We start from the raw sequence: 20,772 nt of genomic DNA, 5'->3' as shown, positions 1-20,772 counted from the left end.
TATCTAGCAGGTGTTAATATCTCAGTCAGTTAAATTCATGCTCATAATGATCATCAACTAACTCATATACCGGCTCTTTAGAAGCAGCATTCCGATAATGTGAAATGTTGAGCAAAATAATTCCGATGACGTAAAACCCTATTGAAATCAGGGCTGTGTTAAATAAACCCACAGACATGGTACTGGCCCAACCAAGGATAGCTTTATCTGTAAATAATTTCAGATAAAAAATATAACCTATCAGCCCTACAAACCCACTTGCCAATACCATAAATAACTTCAGAAATATCATCAGCAAATCTTCAGCGTATTCAGTAAGAGACTTAAAAGCATGGTAGACCAAACTGCTGGCTTTCATTTTTGACTCACCACCAATACGTTTCTGTCTGTCAAAGGTGATGTAGGCATGACTTCCACGCACCTTAGACAGATATGCCGCAAAATGAATGAACGATGAATGTGTTGCGGCTTCCAGCACTCTTCTGTTGATCATACAGAAGTTCCCGAAGTTCATATTCTTATGGGTAATCGCCTTGAACAATAACTTATAGAAATAATAGGCCACTCTAAAAAAGAGGCTCTCATTCCGCTTACCCCGAACAACGTGTACAATGTCAGATTCCTGATGAACCAGTAAGCTTAAGATAGCATGAGGATCATCTTCTCCATCAGCGTCCATGATGATAAACCTATCTACCTCAAGACCTCTTGCATAAAGCAAGCCCTGAAATATTGCCCCCTGATGCCCCAGATTAACTCTTAGTGATAATAAGTCCAATGACAAATTGCGCGCCTTGAAAGTAAAATCTGAAAGCAGATCTAAAGTTTTATCTGTAGAACAATCATTAACTACCACTACTGTGAAATGGTATGGCAGGTTTTGCAGGGTGTCTTCTAATGACAATAGAAACTTAATAATAGTCTCATTCTCATTAAAACAGGGTGTAACAATTGCGTAATGATTTTCCATACCATGAAGTTAAAAAATGATTTTTAATTATTAAACTAAATAATGTAATTTTTTTTAGTTTTTTCTTTTTTTATGCCCTATTAGCTCTTGAGATAAGGCTTAATAGAATAATTACAAGAAGGTTATTGTAATTGTTATAAAAAAATGATAATTAAATAATAGTTTTTTTTGCAATGTTTGATATAGATTACATAAGGTACATGTGGAAGGTACGTGCCTAAATATTGACACCAGAGATTTATAGGTGATTTGGGCTATTCTATGGCTATAGAAAGCGAAGGAGCAAAGGGATTAAAAGCCGATTGCTTTTAATCCTATAAAGTGGAATTATGTAAAAAGTGCTTAGAGGGTAGTGTAAGCAGATTGATAGGTCTGGTTATTCCGCCCTTTTATGCTATAGGTAAGGCTGATAGGGCTTTCCCATTTAATTTCAATGATACCAAAATTTAAGTTTGTAACCAGTTCTCCGACTCTATGCCGGTTGCTTTCGTCAGCGTCTTCATAAACATGGGTAAGCCCACTTGATGTGATATCATAAATAGGATAAGGAACTCCTGAAATGTTGATCTTTGATATTTCCCCGATATGTCGGTCACCACTCAATAAGACTACTCCTCTCGCACCTGAATCTTCTATGTATTGAAACAAGCGTTCTCTGGAAGTTGGTAAGTTAGCCCATTTCTCAAAGCCATGCTCCTCAGAAATTACCTGTATGCTGCTGGCGATGATGTTAATTTCAGCCGAGCTTTCTGCTAATTCTTTTTCCAGCCATATCCATTGTGCTTCACCCAACATATCGCCGTCGGGATCAGGTTTGTAACGCCTGCCAACTTCTTCATTATTTAGTAATGTATCCCGAAAGTATCGGGTATCCAGAAGTATTACTTTTACTTGTCTCCCTTCAGGTCCGAAAGTATAAGCCTGATAGCCGCCCTCTCTTTTTCTCACCTTCGCCTCATCATCCACATCCAGAAAATCAAGCATCAGGTCACGGCTTTCTTTTTTCTTATGAAAAGCTTTACCCCCATCGTTGATTCCGTAGTCATGGTCATCCCAGATCCCAATGACCGGCACATTTTGATAAAGTTGCTGATAGCCAGGCTGCTGTTTTTGCTGGGCATACATCGCTGCCATCTCCTTCATATCATCGGTATCTCCATAGATATTGTCACCCAGCCAAATCCAAAGGTCAGGATCATTGGCCAGGATAGGCTGCCAGAGAGGCTGTGGTTGATCCTGCCTATTGCATGAGCCAAAGGCAATGGTGCTCACTACAGCCTGCGTATCAATCTCGGCGGCATGCTGGCTTTTAACTTCAACCGGCTCTGTATTGACTTCAGCTTCCGTTCTATCGGATATACTGCAATGTGAAAAGAGGCTGACCAAGGCCAGCCCCTGCAGGAGATATGAGTATCTTTTATTCATTTATTCTTCAGTCCCTTTTACTTCTTCCACCTTAGCAGGTAGAGCAACTTTATAGGTTGAGCTTTCTGTAAATTTTCTACCAAACATATCTGTCGCTTCTACTTCTATCGTGTGTGTCCCCACACTTAGGTCAGTTGGGATACTTGCACGCCAGAGATGACGGGAAGCTACCGCATTGGAAGGTCTTCTGCCCGGCATCAGTTCTTCAGTATAGTCCCATTCGTGGAGAAAGCCCAGATAAGTTGGGTCAACATCTATGGTATAATACATATCTTTCCACGCCCCCTGGTCTATTCTATACCTCAAAGAGGCTTTTTCACTACCCTGAAAGAAATTCACATAAATCCCTGCTGAAGTACGACCTTCATGAGGGACTACTTTGGGAGCGAATATACGCATTCTGTAATCTTCTTCTTTACCTACCACCTTATAGTCAATTTCATATTGATTACCCTCAAAGCTAATAAACGCATAACCTTTAGGGGTCCCATCCCGCATAGTAGAAACTGGCACTCCATTTTCATCAAGCTTACCAGAATACCAGTCTCCTGAAGTAGTACCTACATTATAGTGGTGATGAGGGGTATCCTGCTTCCAGCCTTCTTTGTTGGTGAAGAAATCGTGTCTTTGCAGATGGGTATGTGCTGATAAGGACAATGTATGAGGATAATCTTCCAGAAGCGCAAAGAAACGCTCTCTATCCTCATCCTTAAAAGTATCGTTGTCTTCACTGGGGTCAAACAGAGGTATGTGAAAAGAAATTACAATCAGGTGATCTTTAGGCACGTGCTTCAGGTCATTTTCCATGAACTGAAACATATCTTCGCGAAAACCACCCCAGTAACCTTTGCCATCCCTTGGATCGGGGTACATTACATTGTCCAGCACGATAAAATGAACTTTGCCGTAATTAAAAGCATAATTGGCAGGACCATAGGTGGCTTCAAAAGTTTCATCAGCCAGTGTATCTGCTTCAACATCAAAATTCATGTCGTGGTTACCATATACATTCCACCAGGGGATACCTACCCGGCTAATGGCTTCGTTATAGGGTTGAAAAAGATCCAGATCATTGCCTACCAGATCACCTAGGCTCAGGCCAAAAGGAATATCCTGTATGCCTACTACTTCTTCTACCACCGCCCGGTCAAAAAAGGCTACTTCCTCTCGGGTATAGGGTTGAGGGTCACCGAAGAATAGTCCGCTGAAGCTTTCTCTTGCTTCAGCTGGCAGCAGGGCAAAGTCTACAGATTTGGGCAACTTTCCGGTGGGTGCTACGCCTTCAAAATCTAAATCGGGAGAGCCTGCCGGTTTGTGGATATAGTAAAACTGGGGTAGGTTTAAGTCATTAACCGGAACCTCATAGCCGCTGGGCTTGATGACAAAAAGAATATCATCATTATCAACCGGAAGGGTATACCGCCCCTCTTCGTCAGTTTGTACAACTTGTACACCATTGGAAACTGATACTCCCGCAATGCCGGGTTCTCTCCTCTCCTTTTTGCCATTGGCGTTCTGGTCTTCGTATACAATGCCACTTGCCTCTTGCTGCGCTTCTGAAAAAGAAAAAGCAAGTAGGAGGGCAAAAGAAAAAATGAAAGTTTTCATAGCTTGTTTGCTTAAGGTTAGAAAGTAGTGATCGTGCTAAAATAAAAAAAGAGACCCTTAAGGCCTCTTTTTTAAGTATGAAGTTTATGTTAATTGCAAGTCAGCTATTTTAGAATCTAACTTTCAGGCCTGCATTCCAGGTTCTACCAAATCCGTAGTAAACTCTGTTAAAAACACTTCCGTTTTCGCCCACTTCACGGTCTCCCTCTTCACTGGGGTCATATAGTATATTAGATTCAGATTCGGCCATGTACTCTTCGTTCAGAATATTGTTAACGTTTAAGTTAACGGTAAGATCCAGTCCACTTAGGGTAAAATTGTAAGTAAGGCCTCCGTCCAGCAAGTTGTAAGAAGGCAGCTGCCACGCCTGATTTCCCGGCTCAGAGAATGAGTCGTCGGAAGCAATATCAAAGTCAGCAAACACACGATCAGCATAATAATAAGAACCGTATAAGCTAAGCCCACTTATAAGCTCGTAATTTGCGCTTAAGTTAAAAGTAGTCTGCGCCGCATCCGGTATTTTTACATCTTCCATGTACAAAGTGCCTGTACCTATCAGTTGCTGGTCATTGTCAAATACTGAGGCATTGAAGTTATCGGTATATCTCCAGTTACCAAAAGATGCCATAGCACTGATACTCAAACGGTCTACTGGTGATGCGGTAAGGTCAATCTCTATCCCCTGATGCAACTGGCTGATGTTGGTAAAGTTGGCGGTACCATCGGTGCCTTCTACCTGAATTCCGCGGCTAATCTGACGGTTAGACCACTGGGTACTGTATGCATTTATATTGGCACTCAGGTAGGCGCTTCTAAAGCCATAGCCAGCTTCTATAGCATATACGTTCTGGTTCTCCACATCGGGATCAACCTCGTTAGAATAATTAACAAATACATTGTCAAAGAGGGGCTGCTGAGAAAAATAACCTCCGTTTACAAAGACATTGTGCTGATCATTGATATTATAATTGGCGCCCATCTTTACGGTTCCTCCCATAAAGTTTTGCCAGTCTGACTCCTGCATAGGGTCGCTGTCTTCGTACAGGAAGTAATCAATTCTTTTGAAGCCCTGGTTTGACAATGAGCCTGATCCGAAGATTGACAAATCGCCAAGGGTGTATTCAAGCTGAGCAAATGCTCCCAGCCAATTTACCAGGCCATCATTGTAATAGTCAATTTCGTTACCCTCTTCCCTGCCTTCATCCGTTACATAATGTTCCGGATTATTGATATCATCATCATCAAAGTAAGCATCCAGGCCTAAGAGATCTTCTAATCTGCGATAGTGGGCTCCTTTGTAGTAGCGTGCGTCAATACCGGCCACCAAAGTCAGGTCCTGAGTGATTTCATGCGTCAGGTTAGACAGGACCCCAAACCAGTTGTGCTCATTCATAGAGGCTCTTCTGATGAATCCGTTTCTGTAGGATTCTGCTACGTTTTGTCCGGCGAAGGGGCCGTTATAGCCAGGATCAAATGTCTCAGTACCTGGTCCGGACCATGGAATACGGTTATCGCCAAAATCCGGTACTGCCCCGCCCTGGTTCCAGGACTGAATATCATTCCAGCGTACGATGCCCTGCTCATTTCTAAATTTACTGGAGGTTCTGTAACTTCCGTTGATTCTTCCCAGGTCTCCTGTTCCGCCTCCTCTTCCCAATGAAACATAAGCGGAGGTAGCTAACTCTGTCTTGTCTGAAATTGTCCAGTAATGGTTTAGGAACGCTTTAGGCTTATGGTAAAAGTTCTTTCTCCATGAAAACTCATCACCCTCAAGATAGCCCCACTGAGGGTTATACCTGATTCCTCTTTCTTCTATAGTCTGTATCGTAACGCCATCAAAGCTTCCGTATTCTCTCTGGTGATGCCATTGAGGCGCTCCTAAAACAGTAAAGTTAAGCGCATGCTGATTATTAAACTGCTTAGCCAGCGAAGCAAAATATGACCAGCCGCGGAACTGAGTTCCATCAGCATAACCCATACCTCGGGTGTGCGTACCTTGTAGGGTAAAGGCCCAGCCATTCTCACCTAGTCCGGTAGAAAGCACCAGCCCGTACTTCTGGTAGCCGTCATTTCCGACGCCTACAGATACAGCACCGCCCTTTTTCATTTCGGCAGCATTGGTAATAATGTTGATTGTTCCTCCTACTGAAGAGACTGCCAGTTTGGAAGCACTGAGGCCTCTTTGTACCTGTATACTGCTGGTCACATCACTGAGACCGGCCCAGTTTGACCAGTATACCCAGCCATTCTCCATATCATTTACAGGAATACCGTTAATCATCACGGCTACGTTGCGCTGATCAAAGCCACGGACATTAATACGTGAGTCACCGAAACCACCGCCTTGCTTGGTAACATAGATGGAAGGCGTTGAGCGAAGGATTTCAGGAAATTCCTGATTGCCTATTTTCTGTTCTATCTCTGCTCCCTTAATAGTAGATACTGCTACAGGTGTTTTTCTGTCAATAGCTACTGAAGCGATAACTTCTACTTCTTCCAGCCCTACGGCTCCTTCCCCCAGGGAAATTGTACCTATATCGGTGTTTTCATTGGCTTTTACCACCACAGGAAGGCTGATAGACTCATATCCTAAAAAGGTGATATTTAAAGTTTGGTTGCCGGCTTCCACTCCATTAAGCGTAAAGCTTCCATCTATGTCAGTCACTGTACCGGTGGCAGTTCCTTCCAGAATCACGTTGGCGCCGATGAGGCCTTCCCGGGTTCCTTCATCGGTGATTTTTCCGCTCACCGAACCCGTTTGGGCATAGGCCTGAAAGCTTAGACACATCAGGCTAAGGCAAATGAGTAAATATTTCTTCATAGCAAAAGGTAAAGTTTATAAGTAAAAAACGACCGCAAATTTCTAAAAATCCCGAAGCTTTCATGCTTCTTTAAGTTTTATCAAAAAGTTAATTCAGGCAAAAAGAATTTAATAATTACTTAACACCAATTACTTGTTTAATCACAGACGCGCTGCAGGTGGGCTCAGTTATGAAAATCGCACTTAAACTTCTAAGAGTTTGGTTTTTGCGATTCATCGTATTCAGGAATAATTACTTCCTTTTCAGGTGAAAAACCAAATATTTTCCGCATAAAATTATCGGTTTCATGATAAACACCTTTCCAGTCTCCAGACCTGATATACGAGCTGATCACGTGGTTTCCCGCCTCAGGAAATGCTACTTTTACTTTGTCTTCAGAAGCAGTGCCAAGTTGGTCAAACATCTCCAACATAGCTTCTACAGATACCACATTATCCTGCTCTTCTTCATTCTTGTAATAGTAACCTAAAAACACCGGACATTTGACTTTTGCGAAGGTTGCTGCAGTCATGGCATTTTCAACCAGACCCGCCAATGCGATGTAGCCTTCTATATAATACAGCCTGGACCAGTATTGTTTCTGCAATCCTTCTCTCTCCTCTATGATATATTCCCCTCCGGCTACTGCTTCCATCATCTGCCTTCCCCAGGGACGGTTGAGCAGGAGTAAATTTTCGTCTTTAGGAGCGATAATAGGAGAGTAGAGAATCAGTCCGGCAATTTCAGGGTTTTCAGCAGTGATGTACAAGCCCAGCGCCCCGCCAGTGGAGGTTCCCATAATAATCACCTTGTCACCCAAAACTTTCCCAATCGCCACTGCTCGTTTGGCGGTTTCCAGCAGGTTCTCGGTAGTCATACTTTTGAATGCGCTATCGGACTCTATACCCTGTTCTTTGAGTCGTGAGAGATAGAGGTTGAACCCATACTTTTCGGCTATCAAGCGATGTACCGGCTCTCCTTCACCCTGGCTGGCTCCAAAGCCATGCAGATAAACTATACTATATGGTGTTTTCTGTTTACTGCTATCTGCCCAGATGATGCGGGCTTCATTATCAGCTTTGATGTAAGGATTACTCCGCTCCTGGGTGACGACTTCCTGTTCAAGCGCAATGAGGTCAGTAGGCACTTCAGGTAATTGCCCACTCAGTTCTCCATGTTCAGGCGTAGGTCCCATGCTATATACGCCTGCCATTAAGAGTGCGAATATAGCGAGGCCGTACAATATCTTTTTCATTGTGCATTATCATTGAAGGAACGGGGCCAAAGCTTCAGGACTGCTTTGTTAGAAATATATGTATTTATTACTTCTAAATCCAGATGTGTCAAACTTAGCGATAATTTACCCGTCTTGAACCTATTAAAGCTCTCTTTTTTCCATTTCACTGCAAATTTGAAAGTTTTGGGATACTATTTTTTTTTCTAGTCTCACTATTCTATAATTTTTCATGTAAGAAATATTAAAAAAATAACAAAAAAATTTAGATAGTTTCTAAAATGTGATTATATTTACATTAAATATTACTTAAGTCAGTAATACACACTTAAAATTGTACTGGCAGTGAAAAATTTATACTTAATCTACCTTATTCTTTTTTTGAGCAACCCTATAATAGCTCAAGATTTAACTTCAAAAAACAATACTTTAGGCAATTGGAAAGCCAATGGAACCTGGGTTGAGGGTAGTATACCCGGTAATAATGGTGAAGAAAATAGCAGTGTACATATTTATGGAAAAGTTACCCTGGAGGATAATTTGGTTTTAGACAATAATAACCACTCTGAAATCTATGATACTTTATGGGTGCAAGGGGATGTTACAATCCGGCCTGGTTCTTCGCTAACTATTAAACCAGATGGGGTACTAATAATCAGCGGTGTTTTGTACATGAGAGGAGGCACTTTAACTAATCAAGGAATTAGTGTACTCATTGACCGTTATGATGTAAGAGGTGGTAATTTGATCAATAATTTAGAATTTTATGTATTTGATCTGGATAACAGCTATTATGGGGGAGTAGGAACGATTAGTTCATCTGATCCGGAAGGGTTTAGAGATGACGACAATTTAGAATTAAACCATAATTCTTTGTTCAATCAAATAGCCAACGGGACCCTCCCCATCAAACTCCTCTCCTTCACCGGACAGGCAAACATGTCTTCAATACAACTGGACTGGATCACTGCCTTTGAAGAAAACTTTGACTACTTTACCGTAGAGCGTGCCGGCGCTGATCTTAAGTTCAAAGCCATTGGCAACGTTAATGGTACGGGTGATTCCACTGCGGAAATAGCTTACGATTTTACTGACACAAACCCGCTTCAGGGACAGGCCTTCTACCGCCTCAAAGCTACTGATTATGACGGCTCAGTGGAATACCACAAAATTATCAGTGTCCATTATAGTGGCTTTACTGCCAGGGTAAATAATACCACTGTTTATCCTAATCCCGTCACCAATCATACTTTAACAGTAATCTCCGATACGGAGATGGAAGAAATCAGGTTAATGGACTTCAGCGGACGTACCGTCTATAAGCAAACAGCCCGGTTAGACAGTAACAAATTTAGCTTACCCTCTAGCGTAAAGCCTGGAGCCTACTTACTCATCGTACTGAGTAACAATGGAAAACAGCATCAACAAAAAATTATGGTCATATAAGTTTGGTTTGATATAAGTCATAGCAGAAGGTGGGCAATGCCCACCTTTTGCTTTTTTATGCCTCCCTCTATTGATCTATTAAGGGAAATTCAAACTGGACGATAGAATTACCAGATACTTTTACAATACTCCTGCTTGTTTCCCATTATTTTTCTCTCTTTACCTTTTCCTTTAACTCCTTACGCTATACCATTTTAGCGAAATTAAGTACATTTCTTTGCCAAAATAGCTGGCTGTTATTATGAAATTGAATATCTGAGCACGAAAGAAAAACAGCATTCACAGCTTTTAGTAGCACTTTTTTATCAAAACAGCTCTTTTTTCATACCTCAAACATACACTAACAGGCACCTTTTTATGCTTGTAATCAGGCGCTGAAATCCCAAAAACCCCTAAATCACTTTAAAAAAGCCTATTTAACAGGGATATGCTTTGCTACAGGTAAGAAAATTTAAATTTTTTATGTAAATATTTATATTTTAAATAAAAATAATTATATTTGCCCCAGATAGTACATAAGAAATGTACAATAAGATTAACAATGGTTCAGAAATGAAAAGACTTATTTATACCAATAACTTTGCTTGTATTTAGTTTTTCAGCATTTGGGCAGAACTATACCGCGACTTCAAATGGAGATGGAACCTGGCTCTCTTCCGGTACATGGACTGCTGATGGATCGGTTGGCCTCCCACCTAATGGCGCATGGACTGGAGGGACGTATATTATTATTGATGATATTGTTGACATTGCGGTCAATAAGACTGTTGACCTTTCTTCTTCCTCTGTTTCAAAAATTATAATTAAAAGTAGTGGTAGTATAGTTTTTAAATCAAATTCCAAGCTCATACTACCAGAAAATACCACCATTGAATTTGAAAGTGGAGGAACTGTAATAGCCAGCAATAACAGTAAGGGAACATTGATTCAGATTGGAGAAAATGGAGTATGGGGTAATGAGTGCGATGGTTGTACCAGCGGCTCATTAGAAGGTCCTGGTGAAATGAACAAAAACTCAACTCCAAACCAGCCTTTACCCATCAAACTCCTCTCCTTCACCGGACAGGCAAACATGTCTTCAATACAACTGGACTGGGTCACCGCCTTTGAAGAAAACTTTGACTACTTCACCCTAGAGCGTGCCGGCGCTGATCTTAAGTTCAAAGCCATTGGCAACGTTAATGGTACGGGTGATTCCACTGCGGAAATAGCTTACGATTTTACTGACACAAACCCGCTTCAGGGACAGGCCTTCTACCGCCTCAAAGCTACTGATTATGACGGCTCAGTGGAATACCACAAAACTATCAGTGTTCATTATAACGGTTTTACTGCCAGGGTAAATAATACCACTGTTTATCCTAATCTCGTCACCAATCATACTTTAACAGTAATCTCCGATACGGAGATGGAAGAAATCAGGTTAATGGACTTCAGCGGACGTACCGTCTATAAGCAAACAACCCGGTTAGACAGTAACAAATTTAGCTTACCCTCTAGCGTAAAGCCTGGAGCCTACTTACTCATCGTCCTGAGTAACAATGGAAAACAGCATCAACAAAAAATTATGATCATATAAGTTTGGTTTGATATAAGTCATAGCAGAAGGTGGGTATTGCCCACCTTTTGCTTTTTTATGCCTCCGCCAAATTTCAGCGCATTGCAGCAGATTAGTAATAAACTTCACCCCACCGAAAAGCCAAACCCATCTGCCAAAACCACAGTCCACTACTGTACTTGCTGCCTCCGTTTCCCAGATTTGTATCTTCTGATATCTGATAAGCCGATCGCCAAAAAGTAGCCGCGGTCTGTAATGACCAGCGAGGGTATACCCAGTACCGGAGTTGAAACCTGGACCGCCAGGAGCCTAAAGATCCGAAAGACGTATTCAGTTGAACAGGCGCAGCGTTTCCTCCCCTGGGGTTGGGATCATTAGGCCCGCTGGCAAAAAGGCCCTTCTGTACATCTCCCCAGCTTAGACCTATGGCATCTACTAACAATCCGAAATCTATCCGGTTATTGGGCGCGTAGTTGACCAGTAAAAAAAGATTAAGAGAAGATATTTTCGCATTCTCAACCTGAAAGGTATCCAGACCAACTCCCGCGTCTGCATTGGAAGGTTCTCCTACTATGGTATAAGGAATATCGTTAAACCCCCGAAAGCGGGTCAAGGCCAAACCATAGCCCATACGAAAACGGTTTTCCGGATTCAACCTATGGATATGCTGGTAGTCCAGTTGCATCAGAATACCACCCCTTCTTAACCCTATATCAAAGTTAGAAAGCTGTTCAAACTGCCGGGCTTCTCTCAACTGTGACTGGCCTGGTTCAGTTTCATCAATCTGGGCATGCGCTTGTATAAAAAAAATAAGTGCTGTTAAGGTAAAAAAATGTTTGATGTTCATATGCTATCGTTTATTTTGATAAGTCTACTTTCACCTATTTTGTTCTTAGCATGCGCCGGGTAAGTGTTATTATTCCATGTCTGAACGAAGAACGTTATCTGGCGGATACCCTTCATCAGCTTGTAAAAATCTCACCGCCGCCCTATGAGATTATTGTGGTGGATGGAGGAAGTACCGATCAGACAGTTGAAGTTGCGAAACGTTTTCCGGTAAAGCTTATCTTAAGTCCCCAAAAAGGCAGAGCTGTTCAGATGAATGCCGGGGCTTATGAGGCTAAGGGTGAGCTTCTCTGCTTTCTGCACGCCGACACCAAGGTACCTTCAAGCCTAGTACTGAAAATCAGAAGTGCGCTGACCGACCCCAAACTTGTATTAGGAGGATTTGTATCAGTAATGAAGGGAGATGGAAGAACGCAGCACTTCACATCCTGGCTCAATTATGTAAAAACATTCCTCAGCCCACTGCTTTATCGTCCTTACCGTTACTTCTTCAGGGGTTTAAGGTTGCTATTTGGAGATCAGGCGATGTTTTGCCGGAGGATAGATTTCCGGAAGATAGGAGGCTTTGACCAGAATTTACCCATCATGGAAGAAGCTGATTTTTGTTTACGCATCAACCAGCTTGGCCACATCAGGCAGTTAGCTGATGTTGTTTACACTTCTGACCGCAGGGTAAGGGACCTGGGTTTCTGGAAAGCCCACGCACTCTATTTTACTGTATTGATACTATGGGTTTTGGGAGCCTCCCCCCACTGGCTCAAGAGGAAATTTTACAAAGACGTGAGGTAACCAGACTTACGCTTATTCGCTAAAAAACCAGAGCTTCACAGCAATCACAAGCACGGTAGCGATCAGAAAAACCTTTATCCAGCGATCGCCTTTCTCTACCGACCAGCGAGAGGCGAACCAGGCCCCTGAAGAGTTGCCCAGGGCAAGGACCAAACCGTAGCCCCAGTTAATTTTTCCTTCCCAGATAAAAACACCCAGTGCAGCTACTGTATAGATCAATATCACAAAGACCTTCACACTATTGCTCTTGACGAGGCTAAAACGATTGACGGTAGAGAGCACGGCAATTACCAGAAAGCCTACCCCTACCTGGATAAAGCCTCCCCACAAGCCGATAAAGAAAAACAGAAAAATACTAAGGGCCTGATGCTTCTTATCCATCCGCTCCACTGTTTCAATAATCCCCTTATTGGGGTTAAAAACGATGAAAATAACCACAATAAGCATAATTAGCGCCAGCAGCTTATTGAACAGTTCAGCGTCAATATCTACAGCAATCTTAGCGCCTATGGCAGCCCCTAGCAGCGCGGAAAGTCCCAGCCAGAGGCTAAAGCGGAAAGAAGAAATCCCTTTACTTTTAAAGCCCAGTACACCAAAAACATTCTGCGAAAAAACCGCCACCCTGTTGGTCGCATTGGCAACGGCGGGAGGCAGCCCCATAAAAATTAATGCTGATAAAGCAATCAGTGAACCCCCTCCCGCCAAAGTGTTGATGAAGCCGGCAGCAAAACCCGCGAGTACAACGACCAAAGCATCAAGCCAATCCACTAACGCGGCAAATAACTAGCCTGCTGCAGCTCCCTGACATTGCGAAAGGTGACATTTGGTTTCAGGTAGTCTGCTAAAAAGTTATACACCTTAAGCCTCACTTCTTTAGCTTTTTGTGTATCTATCCTGTCAAAAGTATGACCACCGGGAATATCTTCGTATATCTCGTATTCAAAGTCTTTATCTTCCGCTTTTAGGGATTTGATCAGGTGCTCCACCTCAAAGACATTGACATCTCCGTCATTGGTATTGGTATGAATCAGCAGCGGGCTTTGTAGCTTATGCGCCTGCCAGGCAGGAGAACGACGCCTGTACTCGTCCACATCCTCATAGGCAGACTTACCGATGTGATAATCAGCGGAATACAACTCACGATACCTTTGCGTTTTATAACCCATGCGTGCAATCAGATCGCTTACGGGCACCCCCGCATAGGCCACCTTATAATCGTCAGGATGCTCAAATATATTATGTAAGGTGATCAATCCTCCATGACTCCAACCTAGTATGCCCACCCGATTGGCATCAATAAAGTCATAGTTTTCCAGCATATAGTTTCTGCTGCTGTACACATCTTCTACTTCCAGCCCTCCATAGTCAATGGTCTCGTAAAATCCCTTGCCGTAGCCGGTACTCCCCCTATATTCCGGAGCTACTACTATATACTCCTGCACCATCAGTTCCCGGACGATGTGCTGGTAAAAAGTATTGAAATTACTGTGTACCCCACCATGTGGTAATACGAGCAAAGGGTACTTTTTAGAGAAATCAATATTTTTAGGAAGGAAAACATAGGCGCTGAACTTAAGCGGGTTATTGGCTCCCTGAGCTGTAGGATTCTCAATTACTCTTTTGGGTGGCCCGGTCAAGGTAACTTTATCTACAAAGGCTATGTTGTCCATGGATTGTTGCCAGGCCAGGTCATCAATGGCTTTTTCCAAAGCATTGAACTCATGACGCAGATCGCTAATTTCCTCTTCAAGAGACTCTACTTGTTCAATGAGCTCATCATGCGTTTGTGCATGGCATAAAGTATGCAAGTAAAAAATACACAGCAGTAACGGAAGGCAAATTCTCTTCATAAAGTTTAGTTGGTTAGAGTGATCAAAAGCCTGAGCGGACCAAGATTTCAATATGCCAAAAAAAGTTAGCTTGTAAAAGCAGCAGTAGGAATTATGCATCCCATCTGCTTGTTAGTCTTTCGCTTTGTGTATTTATCTTCATTTGTGATAATAAGGCATAACAAAGCGAGCACTTTAGCGTAGTATTGTAGATTGTTTTACCAAACTGACATTTCATTGAACCCCAAAGTCAAAAAAACATTTATGAAAATCATTCGGAAGTTCTTCCGGGTGATACAGCATATGTTCAAAGCTTTATTTCGTACGGTCAGGCATTTTGGCTGGCGACAGTGGTTTCGTCTGGGTGTATATACTTTTTTTGGCGTTCTGCTATCCGGATTGGTATTTGTCTTTCTGGTGCATATGGGCTTTTTTGGCCGGCTTCCTAATGAGCAGGAGTTACGCAATATCAAAAATTTCAATGCCTCAGAGGTTTATTCCTACGATCGTCAGTTATTGGGAAAATACTATATAGAGAATCGTACCAATGCCCGCTACGAAAATATCTCTCCTTATATTATCCAGGCACTGGTATCTACCGAAGACTCGCGTTTCTATAAACATGAAGGGATAGACTATCGCAGCCTGGCACGTGTGTTGGTCAAGAGTATTATGTTGGGCAATGAAAGTTCTGGTGGTGGAAGTACGATCAGCCAGCAACTGGCCAAAAACCTCTTCCCCCGTCAGGATTTCTGGCTGCTGAGTATGCCGGTCAACAAACTTAAGGAGATATTCATCGCTACCAGCCTGGAAGAAATTTACAGCAAAGAAGAAATTCTGACCTTATACCTTAATACAGTTCCTTTTGGAGGCAATGTATTTGGAATAGAGGCAGCTACCAAGCGCTTTTTTAATAAGTCGGCAAAAGATATCAGGCCTGAAGAGGCTGCCGTACTGGTAGGCATGCTCAAAGCTACGACTTATTATAGCCCCAGGCTCCACCCCGAGCGTGCCAAAGGACGGCGCAATGTGGTGCTCAATCAAATGGCCAAGTCTGAATATATTACTTCCTTTCAGGCAGACTCTCTGAAGTCCATTCCCATGGAACTGGATTATACTTATGTGTCTCACAACGAAGGGCTTGCACCATATTTCCGGGAGAAGCTCCGTCATGAGGTTCAGCGATGGCTAAATGATCATCCTAAGGAAGATGGTACCACTTACAACCTTTATACGGATGGGCTGAAGATCTTCACGACCATAGACGCACGTATGCAGGCTTTTGCCGAGAAGGCGGTAAAAGACCATATGAAAGAGTTACAATCCACCTTCTTCAAGCACTGGCAGGGCCGCGCACCCTGGGATCAGCACAACGATTACCTCAAAACCTTGATGCAACGCTCTTCCCGCTATAGGCAAATGGTCGCCAATGGAAAAACGGCAGAAGAGGCGGAAGCCAGCTTTAAGGAGCCTATTCCGATGACAGTATTTACCTGGGAAGGTGAAAAGGAAAAAACCATGAGCCCCTTGGACTCCATCGCGTATTACCAGATGTTTCTCAACGCCGGATTCCTGGCCATGCGGCCGGAAAATGGTCATGTAAAAGCCTGGGTAGGAGGCATTAACCACGAACACTTTAAGTATGATCATGTCACTGCCCGCAGACAGGTAGGCTCTACTTTTAAGCCCATCGTATATGCCGCTGCTATTGAAGATGGCGTAGACCCCTGCGACTTCATCAGCAATGAGCTAAGAACTTATGAAGAATACGAAGGCTGGGCTCCTCGCAACTCAGATAACAAATATGAAGGCTATTACTCCATGCCCGGTGCTTTGGCTCATTCTGTGAATACTGTTACGGTAGATCTGATGATGAAGACTGGCGTCAGGAAGGTATCTTCACTGGCTCACGATATGGGTATAGAAAATGACCTGCCACTTCAACCTTCCATTGCCCTGGGCACAGCCGACCTTACACTCTCTGAAATGCTTACTGTGTATGGCACTTTTGTAAATCGCGGATACAGAGTAAAACCTAAGTATTTGTTAGGCATTGAAGATCAGTACGGTAATGTGATCGTAGACTTTACCAAAAAAGAAAAGCAGGATATCAAAAAAGTATTGCATTCGGAGGTGGCCGATATCATGGTACATATGCTCAAAAATGTAGTGGACAGCGGTAGTGCCCGCCGTATTCGCTATGCGTATGGGCTCCGAAATGAGATCGCCGGAAAAACAGGTACTACCCAGTCGCAGGCGGACGGATGGTTTGTGGGGGCTACCCCTAAGTTGGTAGCCGGAGCATGGGTTGGAGGCTCCAGCCGCCTGATTCGTTTTCGTAGCCTTACTTTAGGCCAGGGTGCCAATACTGCTTTGCCTATCTGGGCGAAATTTATGCAGCAGGTCAACCGGGAACCCGATTTCCGAATGGTCAGCAATGGCCACTTTCCTGAGTTAAACCGTAGGGCCAAAGATAAGCTGGACTGCGATTTCTATAAAGAGGACCTGGACGAAGATAAAGGTTTCTTCTGGAGATTGTTTGCCGGAGATGAAGATAAAAAAGAAGAAGAAAAAGTAGCCGAACGGGTACAGAAAGTCCCGGAAAGGCCTCAGAGACAGGAGAAAGAAAAAACCAAGCTGATAGATGTGATCAGAGGCATCTTTGGTGGAAAAAAGAACTGATCAAAAAGTATTTATTAAAGTTCCTGATACACTCGGGAGCTTTTTATTTTTACAGGCTGAACTTCTCCTGCGTTCTTCATTGTATCAAAAATTTCATTTCCTTAACGCATTTTGTGTAATATTAGCTTTTATTACTATTTTCAGGCACAACGTCTTTTTCAACCCAACTAATTTTTTTCTATATGTTTTCCGACCAAGACTTAAACCATCTCAAAGCATATGGTGCCAACCTGGATACCATTAAGCAGCAAATACAACAGTTTGAGGAAGGTTTTCCTTTTCTGAAAATTATCAAAGCTGCCACCATCAACGATGGTTTACTGCAAATAGATGAACAACTCGCTGAAAAATACATCAGTACGTATGAGAGCGAATCTCCTCAGGTAAAGGTAGTAAAGTTTGTACCGGCTTCCGGGGCGGCCAGCCGGATGTTCAAAGCACTCTTCAGCTTTATGGGTTCGTATAGTGGAAGTGACGAGGAGTACGACAAACTTATCAGCGATGAGAAGCTACGTCCCATTTTTAACTTCTTTAAGCGTATTGAAGATTTTGCTTTTTACGACAGCCTTAAAGAAAAGCACTACGAAAAGCATGGAATAGGCCTGAACGAAGCTATACTTCAACGTCAGTATGTGAGTGTACTGGAAACGCTGCTCAATGAGGAGGGCCTACAATACGGGAGTTTGCCCAAAGGACTGCTGGAATTCCATGCCTATACCGATACTACACGTAGCCCGGTAGAAGAACATCTGGTTGAGGGGGCCAAATACTGCAAGAATGCCAACAATGAGGTTTTTATTCATTTTACAGTCTCTCCTGAACACCGTCAGGGGTTTGAGCAGCACATTGAAGAGGTAAAAGTATCGTATGAAAAAGAATATGGTGTCACTTATTACATTTCTTTTTCCGAGCAAAAACCCTCTACGGATACCATTGCGGTAGATATGGAGAATAAGCCCTTCCGCAATGAAGACGGCAGCATTCTACTACGCCCCGGTGGGCATGGCGCATTGATAGAAAACCTGAACGACCTGGAAGCAGATATCGTCTTTATCAAAAATATTGACAATGTAGTACCCGATTCCATCAAAGAGGCTACTTACCGCAACAAGAAGATGCTGGGAGGCATACTGTTACGCTATCAGGAAATTATCTTTTCGTATCTCAAGCTTATTCATGAGTCGGATGATTTGTCCGCTGAAAAGATAGAAGAAATCCAGCACTTTGTAGAAAACCAGCTTTGCACCATTTCTCCGCAGGTCTTCAGCACCATGGAAGATGATGAAAAAGTGGCCTATCTTTTCCAGAAGCTGGATCGTCCTATCCGGGTTTGTGGTATGGTGAAAAATGAAGGTGAACCTGGGGGTGGCCCTTTCTGGGCAGAAAACAGTGACGGCTCTACTTCACTGCAGATCGTAGAGAGTGCACAGGTAGATACCAATGATCCTGAGCAGATGTCTATCTTCAAAAACTCTACCCACTTTAACCCTGTAGATATTGTCTGCTCTCTTAAAGATTTTGAGGAGAATAAGTTTGACCTTAAGCGATTTATAGATCCTCAAACAGGCTTTATTTCTCAAAAATCAAAAGATGGCAAAGACCTAAAAGCCCTGGAGCTGCCCGGGCTGTGGAACGGCAGCATGTCGGACTGGAACACCATCTTTGTGGAAGTACCCATTATTACTTTCAATCCGGTTAAAACCGTGAATGACCTGCTGCGGGAACAGCATCAGGCATAAAACAAAAGGATCTGGCAGATTTCGAAAATCTGCCAGATCTACTTCTTTCTAGTTCATAATCCAATGCCGGGCTTCTTGCTTCTCATTCATCTCAAAGAAATGAACGTTAGCATTGGTAAAGGGCCTGAAAGCTTTCGTTACTGTTTCCTGCCACTTCTTATCCCCTACCACAGCTATCTTTTCGTAATCGCTGGCATGCCGGATATCCACTTTCAAGTCTTCCAGAATCGCTCCCATATTAAAGCCTTCTTCATGCTGCAGCTCATAATACCAGCGGATCTTCTGGCCTTTACTGGTGATATTATCCAGCATAGGTTTTAGCCTTTCATAGTCTTCTCCGGTCACCTTTCCGGTAGCACGGGTAGCGATAATATTATTTTGAGTGAAATCTAAAAGTTGTAACATCTTTATAGGTTTTACAGGTTAAAAAATATAGACTAAACATCTCTATCGTCATCAAATCAACTCTTCTACCTATAAAACCGAGAGGAAAGGATAGTGTTACTCAAACTGTCGTTATCCGAGAAACACTAGCCTTTACAATAAAATGCTGGTGTCAATGACTATGTCCAGCCTCACCTTTCTGCATCTCAGCCACCAGATAGTAAGCATTGTTGATGGCAAAAAGCGCGTTCTCGGGCAAAGTCTCCATAAATTTGACCGCTACCCAACCTTTGGACGAAGTACCCGTGATGACAGCTACCGGAGTGAACATCCAGCTTTCAGATTCACCTTCCATTTCTTTAGTAGCCAAAAACGCTATGTACCCATCGCCTTCGCTGGCAATAGCTTCTTCCGGTAAAGCGTAGGTTTCCACACTATCGGTGAGCACTTCTCCCTGAATATACATGCCGGGGATTAACTTGCCAGTTGAATTTTCTATTTCAGCATGGATATGCACTGCTTTGGGATTTTGCTCAAACTTTTTGCCTACTGAATATATCTCAGCATACAGTTCCTGCCCTGGCAGCGTCTCTACTGAAAAGCGCACCTGCTGCCCTTCTTCCACTTTGTAAATATCTTTCTCAAAGACCATCAGGTCGGCATGGATATGGTGTGTATTGACTACCTCAAAAAGTTCTTTCTCCGGCTGTACATACTGCCCGGTTTTGACCTCTACCGCTGTCACGGCTCCCTCAATAGGACTTACAACCGGCACCTGATCATAGAAATTACCATCACGAAGTCGGCTGGGATTCATGCCTAACTGTCTGAGTTGTGCTTCCAGGCTTTTGACCATCGCCTGCTGGGAACGATAATCGGCCTGAGTCTGCTGATAGTTTTTACCCGAACCTACTTCCTCTTCGTACAGTCTTTTCTGACGTTGAAACTCCTGTTCCAGATACTGCAAACTGCTATGAGCTTCCAGATAATCACTTTGCAAACGCGTCAGGTTGGGATGAGAAAGATAAGCCAGCACCTGTCCCTTCCTCACCTCATCTCCTTCTATCACCTGTATGGAAGTTACGGTGGCACCCATAATGGCGGTGACAGTGGCTTCGTTCTGGGGCGGTACTTCCAGTTGACCATTGGCTTCTACCAGAGATGAAAGGTTGCGCATGGGCAGCTCGCCTACTTCCATAGCCAGGGCGACAAACTGCTCGGAAGAGAAATGGACGCCCTCATCTTCATGGTGGCCATTGCCATGGTGGACTTCCTCTTCATGCGCATGCTGCTCCTCTCCTGCATGATTTTCACCGGCGCAGCTTGAAAAGAGAAACAGGAGAATGACCAAACCAGATAGAAAGAAGCGGGTTAATTTATCATTTTTATTTTGCCCGAATAGCCTGTGAAGACAAAAGCCTGGGTTTAGATTGCACAAGTTATATTTCTTGGATTTCATGT

General features: G+C 43.1%; 15 protein-coding genes. 5 read left to right on the top strand and 10 right to left on the bottom strand.

Annotated elements, in window-relative coordinates:
* Positions 1-25 precede the first annotated feature (25 nt).
* The 5 genes from OKW21_RS02775 to OKW21_RS02755 all read right to left on the bottom strand — a co-directional run bounded on the left by OKW21_RS02775 (position 26) and on the right by OKW21_RS02755 (position 8,059).
* Positions 26-970 carry a glycosyltransferase gene (locus OKW21_RS02775; RefSeq protein WP_277477018.1) on the bottom strand — a complete coding sequence of 315 codons (945 nt, stop codon included), beginning with the start codon at positions 968-970 and terminating at the stop codon, positions 26-28.
* A gap of 342 nt (positions 971-1,312) precedes the next feature.
* A complete protein-coding gene (locus OKW21_RS02770) occupies positions 1,313-2,395 on the bottom strand; it encodes an alkaline phosphatase D family protein (RefSeq protein ID WP_277477015.1) in 1,083 nt (360 codons plus the stop codon).
* Positions 2,396-4,003 carry a calcineurin-like phosphoesterase family protein gene (locus tag OKW21_RS02765; RefSeq protein WP_277477012.1) on the bottom strand — a complete coding sequence of 536 codons (1,608 nt, stop codon included), beginning with the start codon at positions 4,001-4,003 and terminating at the stop codon, positions 2,396-2,398.
* A 109-nt stretch (positions 4,004-4,112) separates the two neighbouring features.
* Complete coding sequence (locus OKW21_RS02760) at positions 4,113-6,824, bottom strand: TonB-dependent receptor (RefSeq protein WP_277477008.1); 2,712 nt, start codon at positions 6,822-6,824, stop codon at positions 4,113-4,115.
* A gap of 191 nt (positions 6,825-7,015) precedes the next feature.
* A complete protein-coding gene (locus tag OKW21_RS02755) occupies positions 7,016-8,059 on the bottom strand; it encodes an alpha/beta hydrolase (RefSeq protein ID WP_277477005.1) in 1,044 nt (347 codons plus the stop codon).
* Between the two features lie 360 nt (positions 8,060-8,419).
* Here OKW21_RS02755 and OKW21_RS02750 point away from each other — a divergent pair, with 360 nt between their 5' ends.
* Together OKW21_RS02750 and OKW21_RS02745 are read left to right on the top strand one after the other, a co-directional pair.
* On the top strand, positions 8,420-9,484 hold the full coding sequence (locus OKW21_RS02750) for a T9SS type A sorting domain-containing protein (RefSeq protein WP_277477003.1): 1,065 nt from the start codon (positions 8,420-8,422) through the stop codon (positions 9,482-9,484).
* Between the two features lie 580 nt (positions 9,485-10,064).
* Positions 10,065-11,063: a T9SS type A sorting domain-containing protein gene (locus tag OKW21_RS02745; RefSeq protein WP_277477001.1), complete on the top strand. Its 999-nt coding sequence runs from the start codon at positions 10,065-10,067 to the stop codon at positions 11,061-11,063.
* Between the two features lie 91 nt (positions 11,064-11,154).
* On the opposite strand, the gene OKW21_RS02740 is transcribed toward OKW21_RS02745, so the two are convergent.
* Positions 11,155-11,889, bottom strand: coding sequence for a hypothetical protein (locus OKW21_RS02740; RefSeq protein WP_277476998.1), 735 nt, complete (start codon positions 11,887-11,889; stop codon positions 11,155-11,157).
* A 50-nt stretch (positions 11,890-11,939) separates the two neighbouring features.
* On the opposite strand from OKW21_RS02740, the gene OKW21_RS02735 reads away from it, so the two are divergent.
* Complete coding sequence (locus OKW21_RS02735) at positions 11,940-12,677, top strand: TIGR04283 family arsenosugar biosynthesis glycosyltransferase (RefSeq protein WP_277476995.1); 738 nt, start codon at positions 11,940-11,942, stop codon at positions 12,675-12,677.
* A gap of 12 nt (positions 12,678-12,689) precedes the next feature.
* On the opposite strand, the gene OKW21_RS02730 is transcribed toward OKW21_RS02735, so the two are convergent.
* Both OKW21_RS02730 and OKW21_RS02725 read right to left on the bottom strand, forming a co-directional pair.
* Positions 12,690-13,445 carry a sulfite exporter TauE/SafE family protein gene (locus OKW21_RS02730; protein WP_277476992.1) on the bottom strand — a complete coding sequence of 252 codons (756 nt, stop codon included), beginning with the start codon at positions 13,443-13,445 and terminating at the stop codon, positions 12,690-12,692.
* Positions 13,445-14,527, bottom strand: coding sequence for an alpha/beta hydrolase family protein (locus OKW21_RS02725; RefSeq protein ID WP_277476989.1), 1,083 nt, complete (start codon positions 14,525-14,527; stop codon positions 13,445-13,447). Before OKW21_RS02725 ends, OKW21_RS02730 begins: the two co-directional genes overlap by 1 nt.
* 243 nt (positions 14,528-14,770) lie before the next feature.
* Here OKW21_RS02725 and OKW21_RS02720 point away from each other — a divergent pair, with 243 nt between their 5' ends.
* Together OKW21_RS02720 and OKW21_RS02715 are read left to right on the top strand one after the other, a co-directional pair.
* The gene (locus OKW21_RS02720) at positions 14,771-17,188 is read left to right on the top strand and encodes a penicillin-binding protein 1A (RefSeq protein ID WP_277476986.1); all 2,418 of its coding nucleotides are present in this window, start codon (positions 14,771-14,773) and stop codon (positions 17,186-17,188) included.
* Between the two features lie 182 nt (positions 17,189-17,370).
* Positions 17,371-18,927, top strand: coding sequence for a DUF4301 family protein (locus OKW21_RS02715; RefSeq protein WP_277476983.1), 1,557 nt, complete (start codon positions 17,371-17,373; stop codon positions 18,925-18,927).
* Between the two features lie 48 nt (positions 18,928-18,975).
* Here the strand turns inward: OKW21_RS02715 and OKW21_RS02710 are convergent, their stop codons facing one another.
* Both OKW21_RS02710 and OKW21_RS02705 read right to left on the bottom strand, forming a co-directional pair.
* Complete coding sequence (locus OKW21_RS02710) at positions 18,976-19,332, bottom strand: SpoIIAA family protein (RefSeq protein WP_277476982.1); 357 nt, start codon at positions 19,330-19,332, stop codon at positions 18,976-18,978.
* Between the two features lie 151 nt (positions 19,333-19,483).
* A complete protein-coding gene (locus OKW21_RS02705; protein ID WP_277476979.1) occupies positions 19,484-20,770 on the bottom strand; it encodes an efflux RND transporter periplasmic adaptor subunit in 1,287 nt (428 codons plus the stop codon).
* Between the last annotated feature and the right edge of the window lie 2 nt (positions 20,771-20,772).

The sequence above is a fragment of the Catalinimonas alkaloidigena genome (assembly GCF_029504655.1).
Classification (GTDB): Bacteria; Bacteroidota; Bacteroidia; order Cytophagales; family Cyclobacteriaceae; genus Catalinimonas; species Catalinimonas alkaloidigena.
This window is presented reverse-complemented; position numbering and strand designations above follow the sequence as displayed.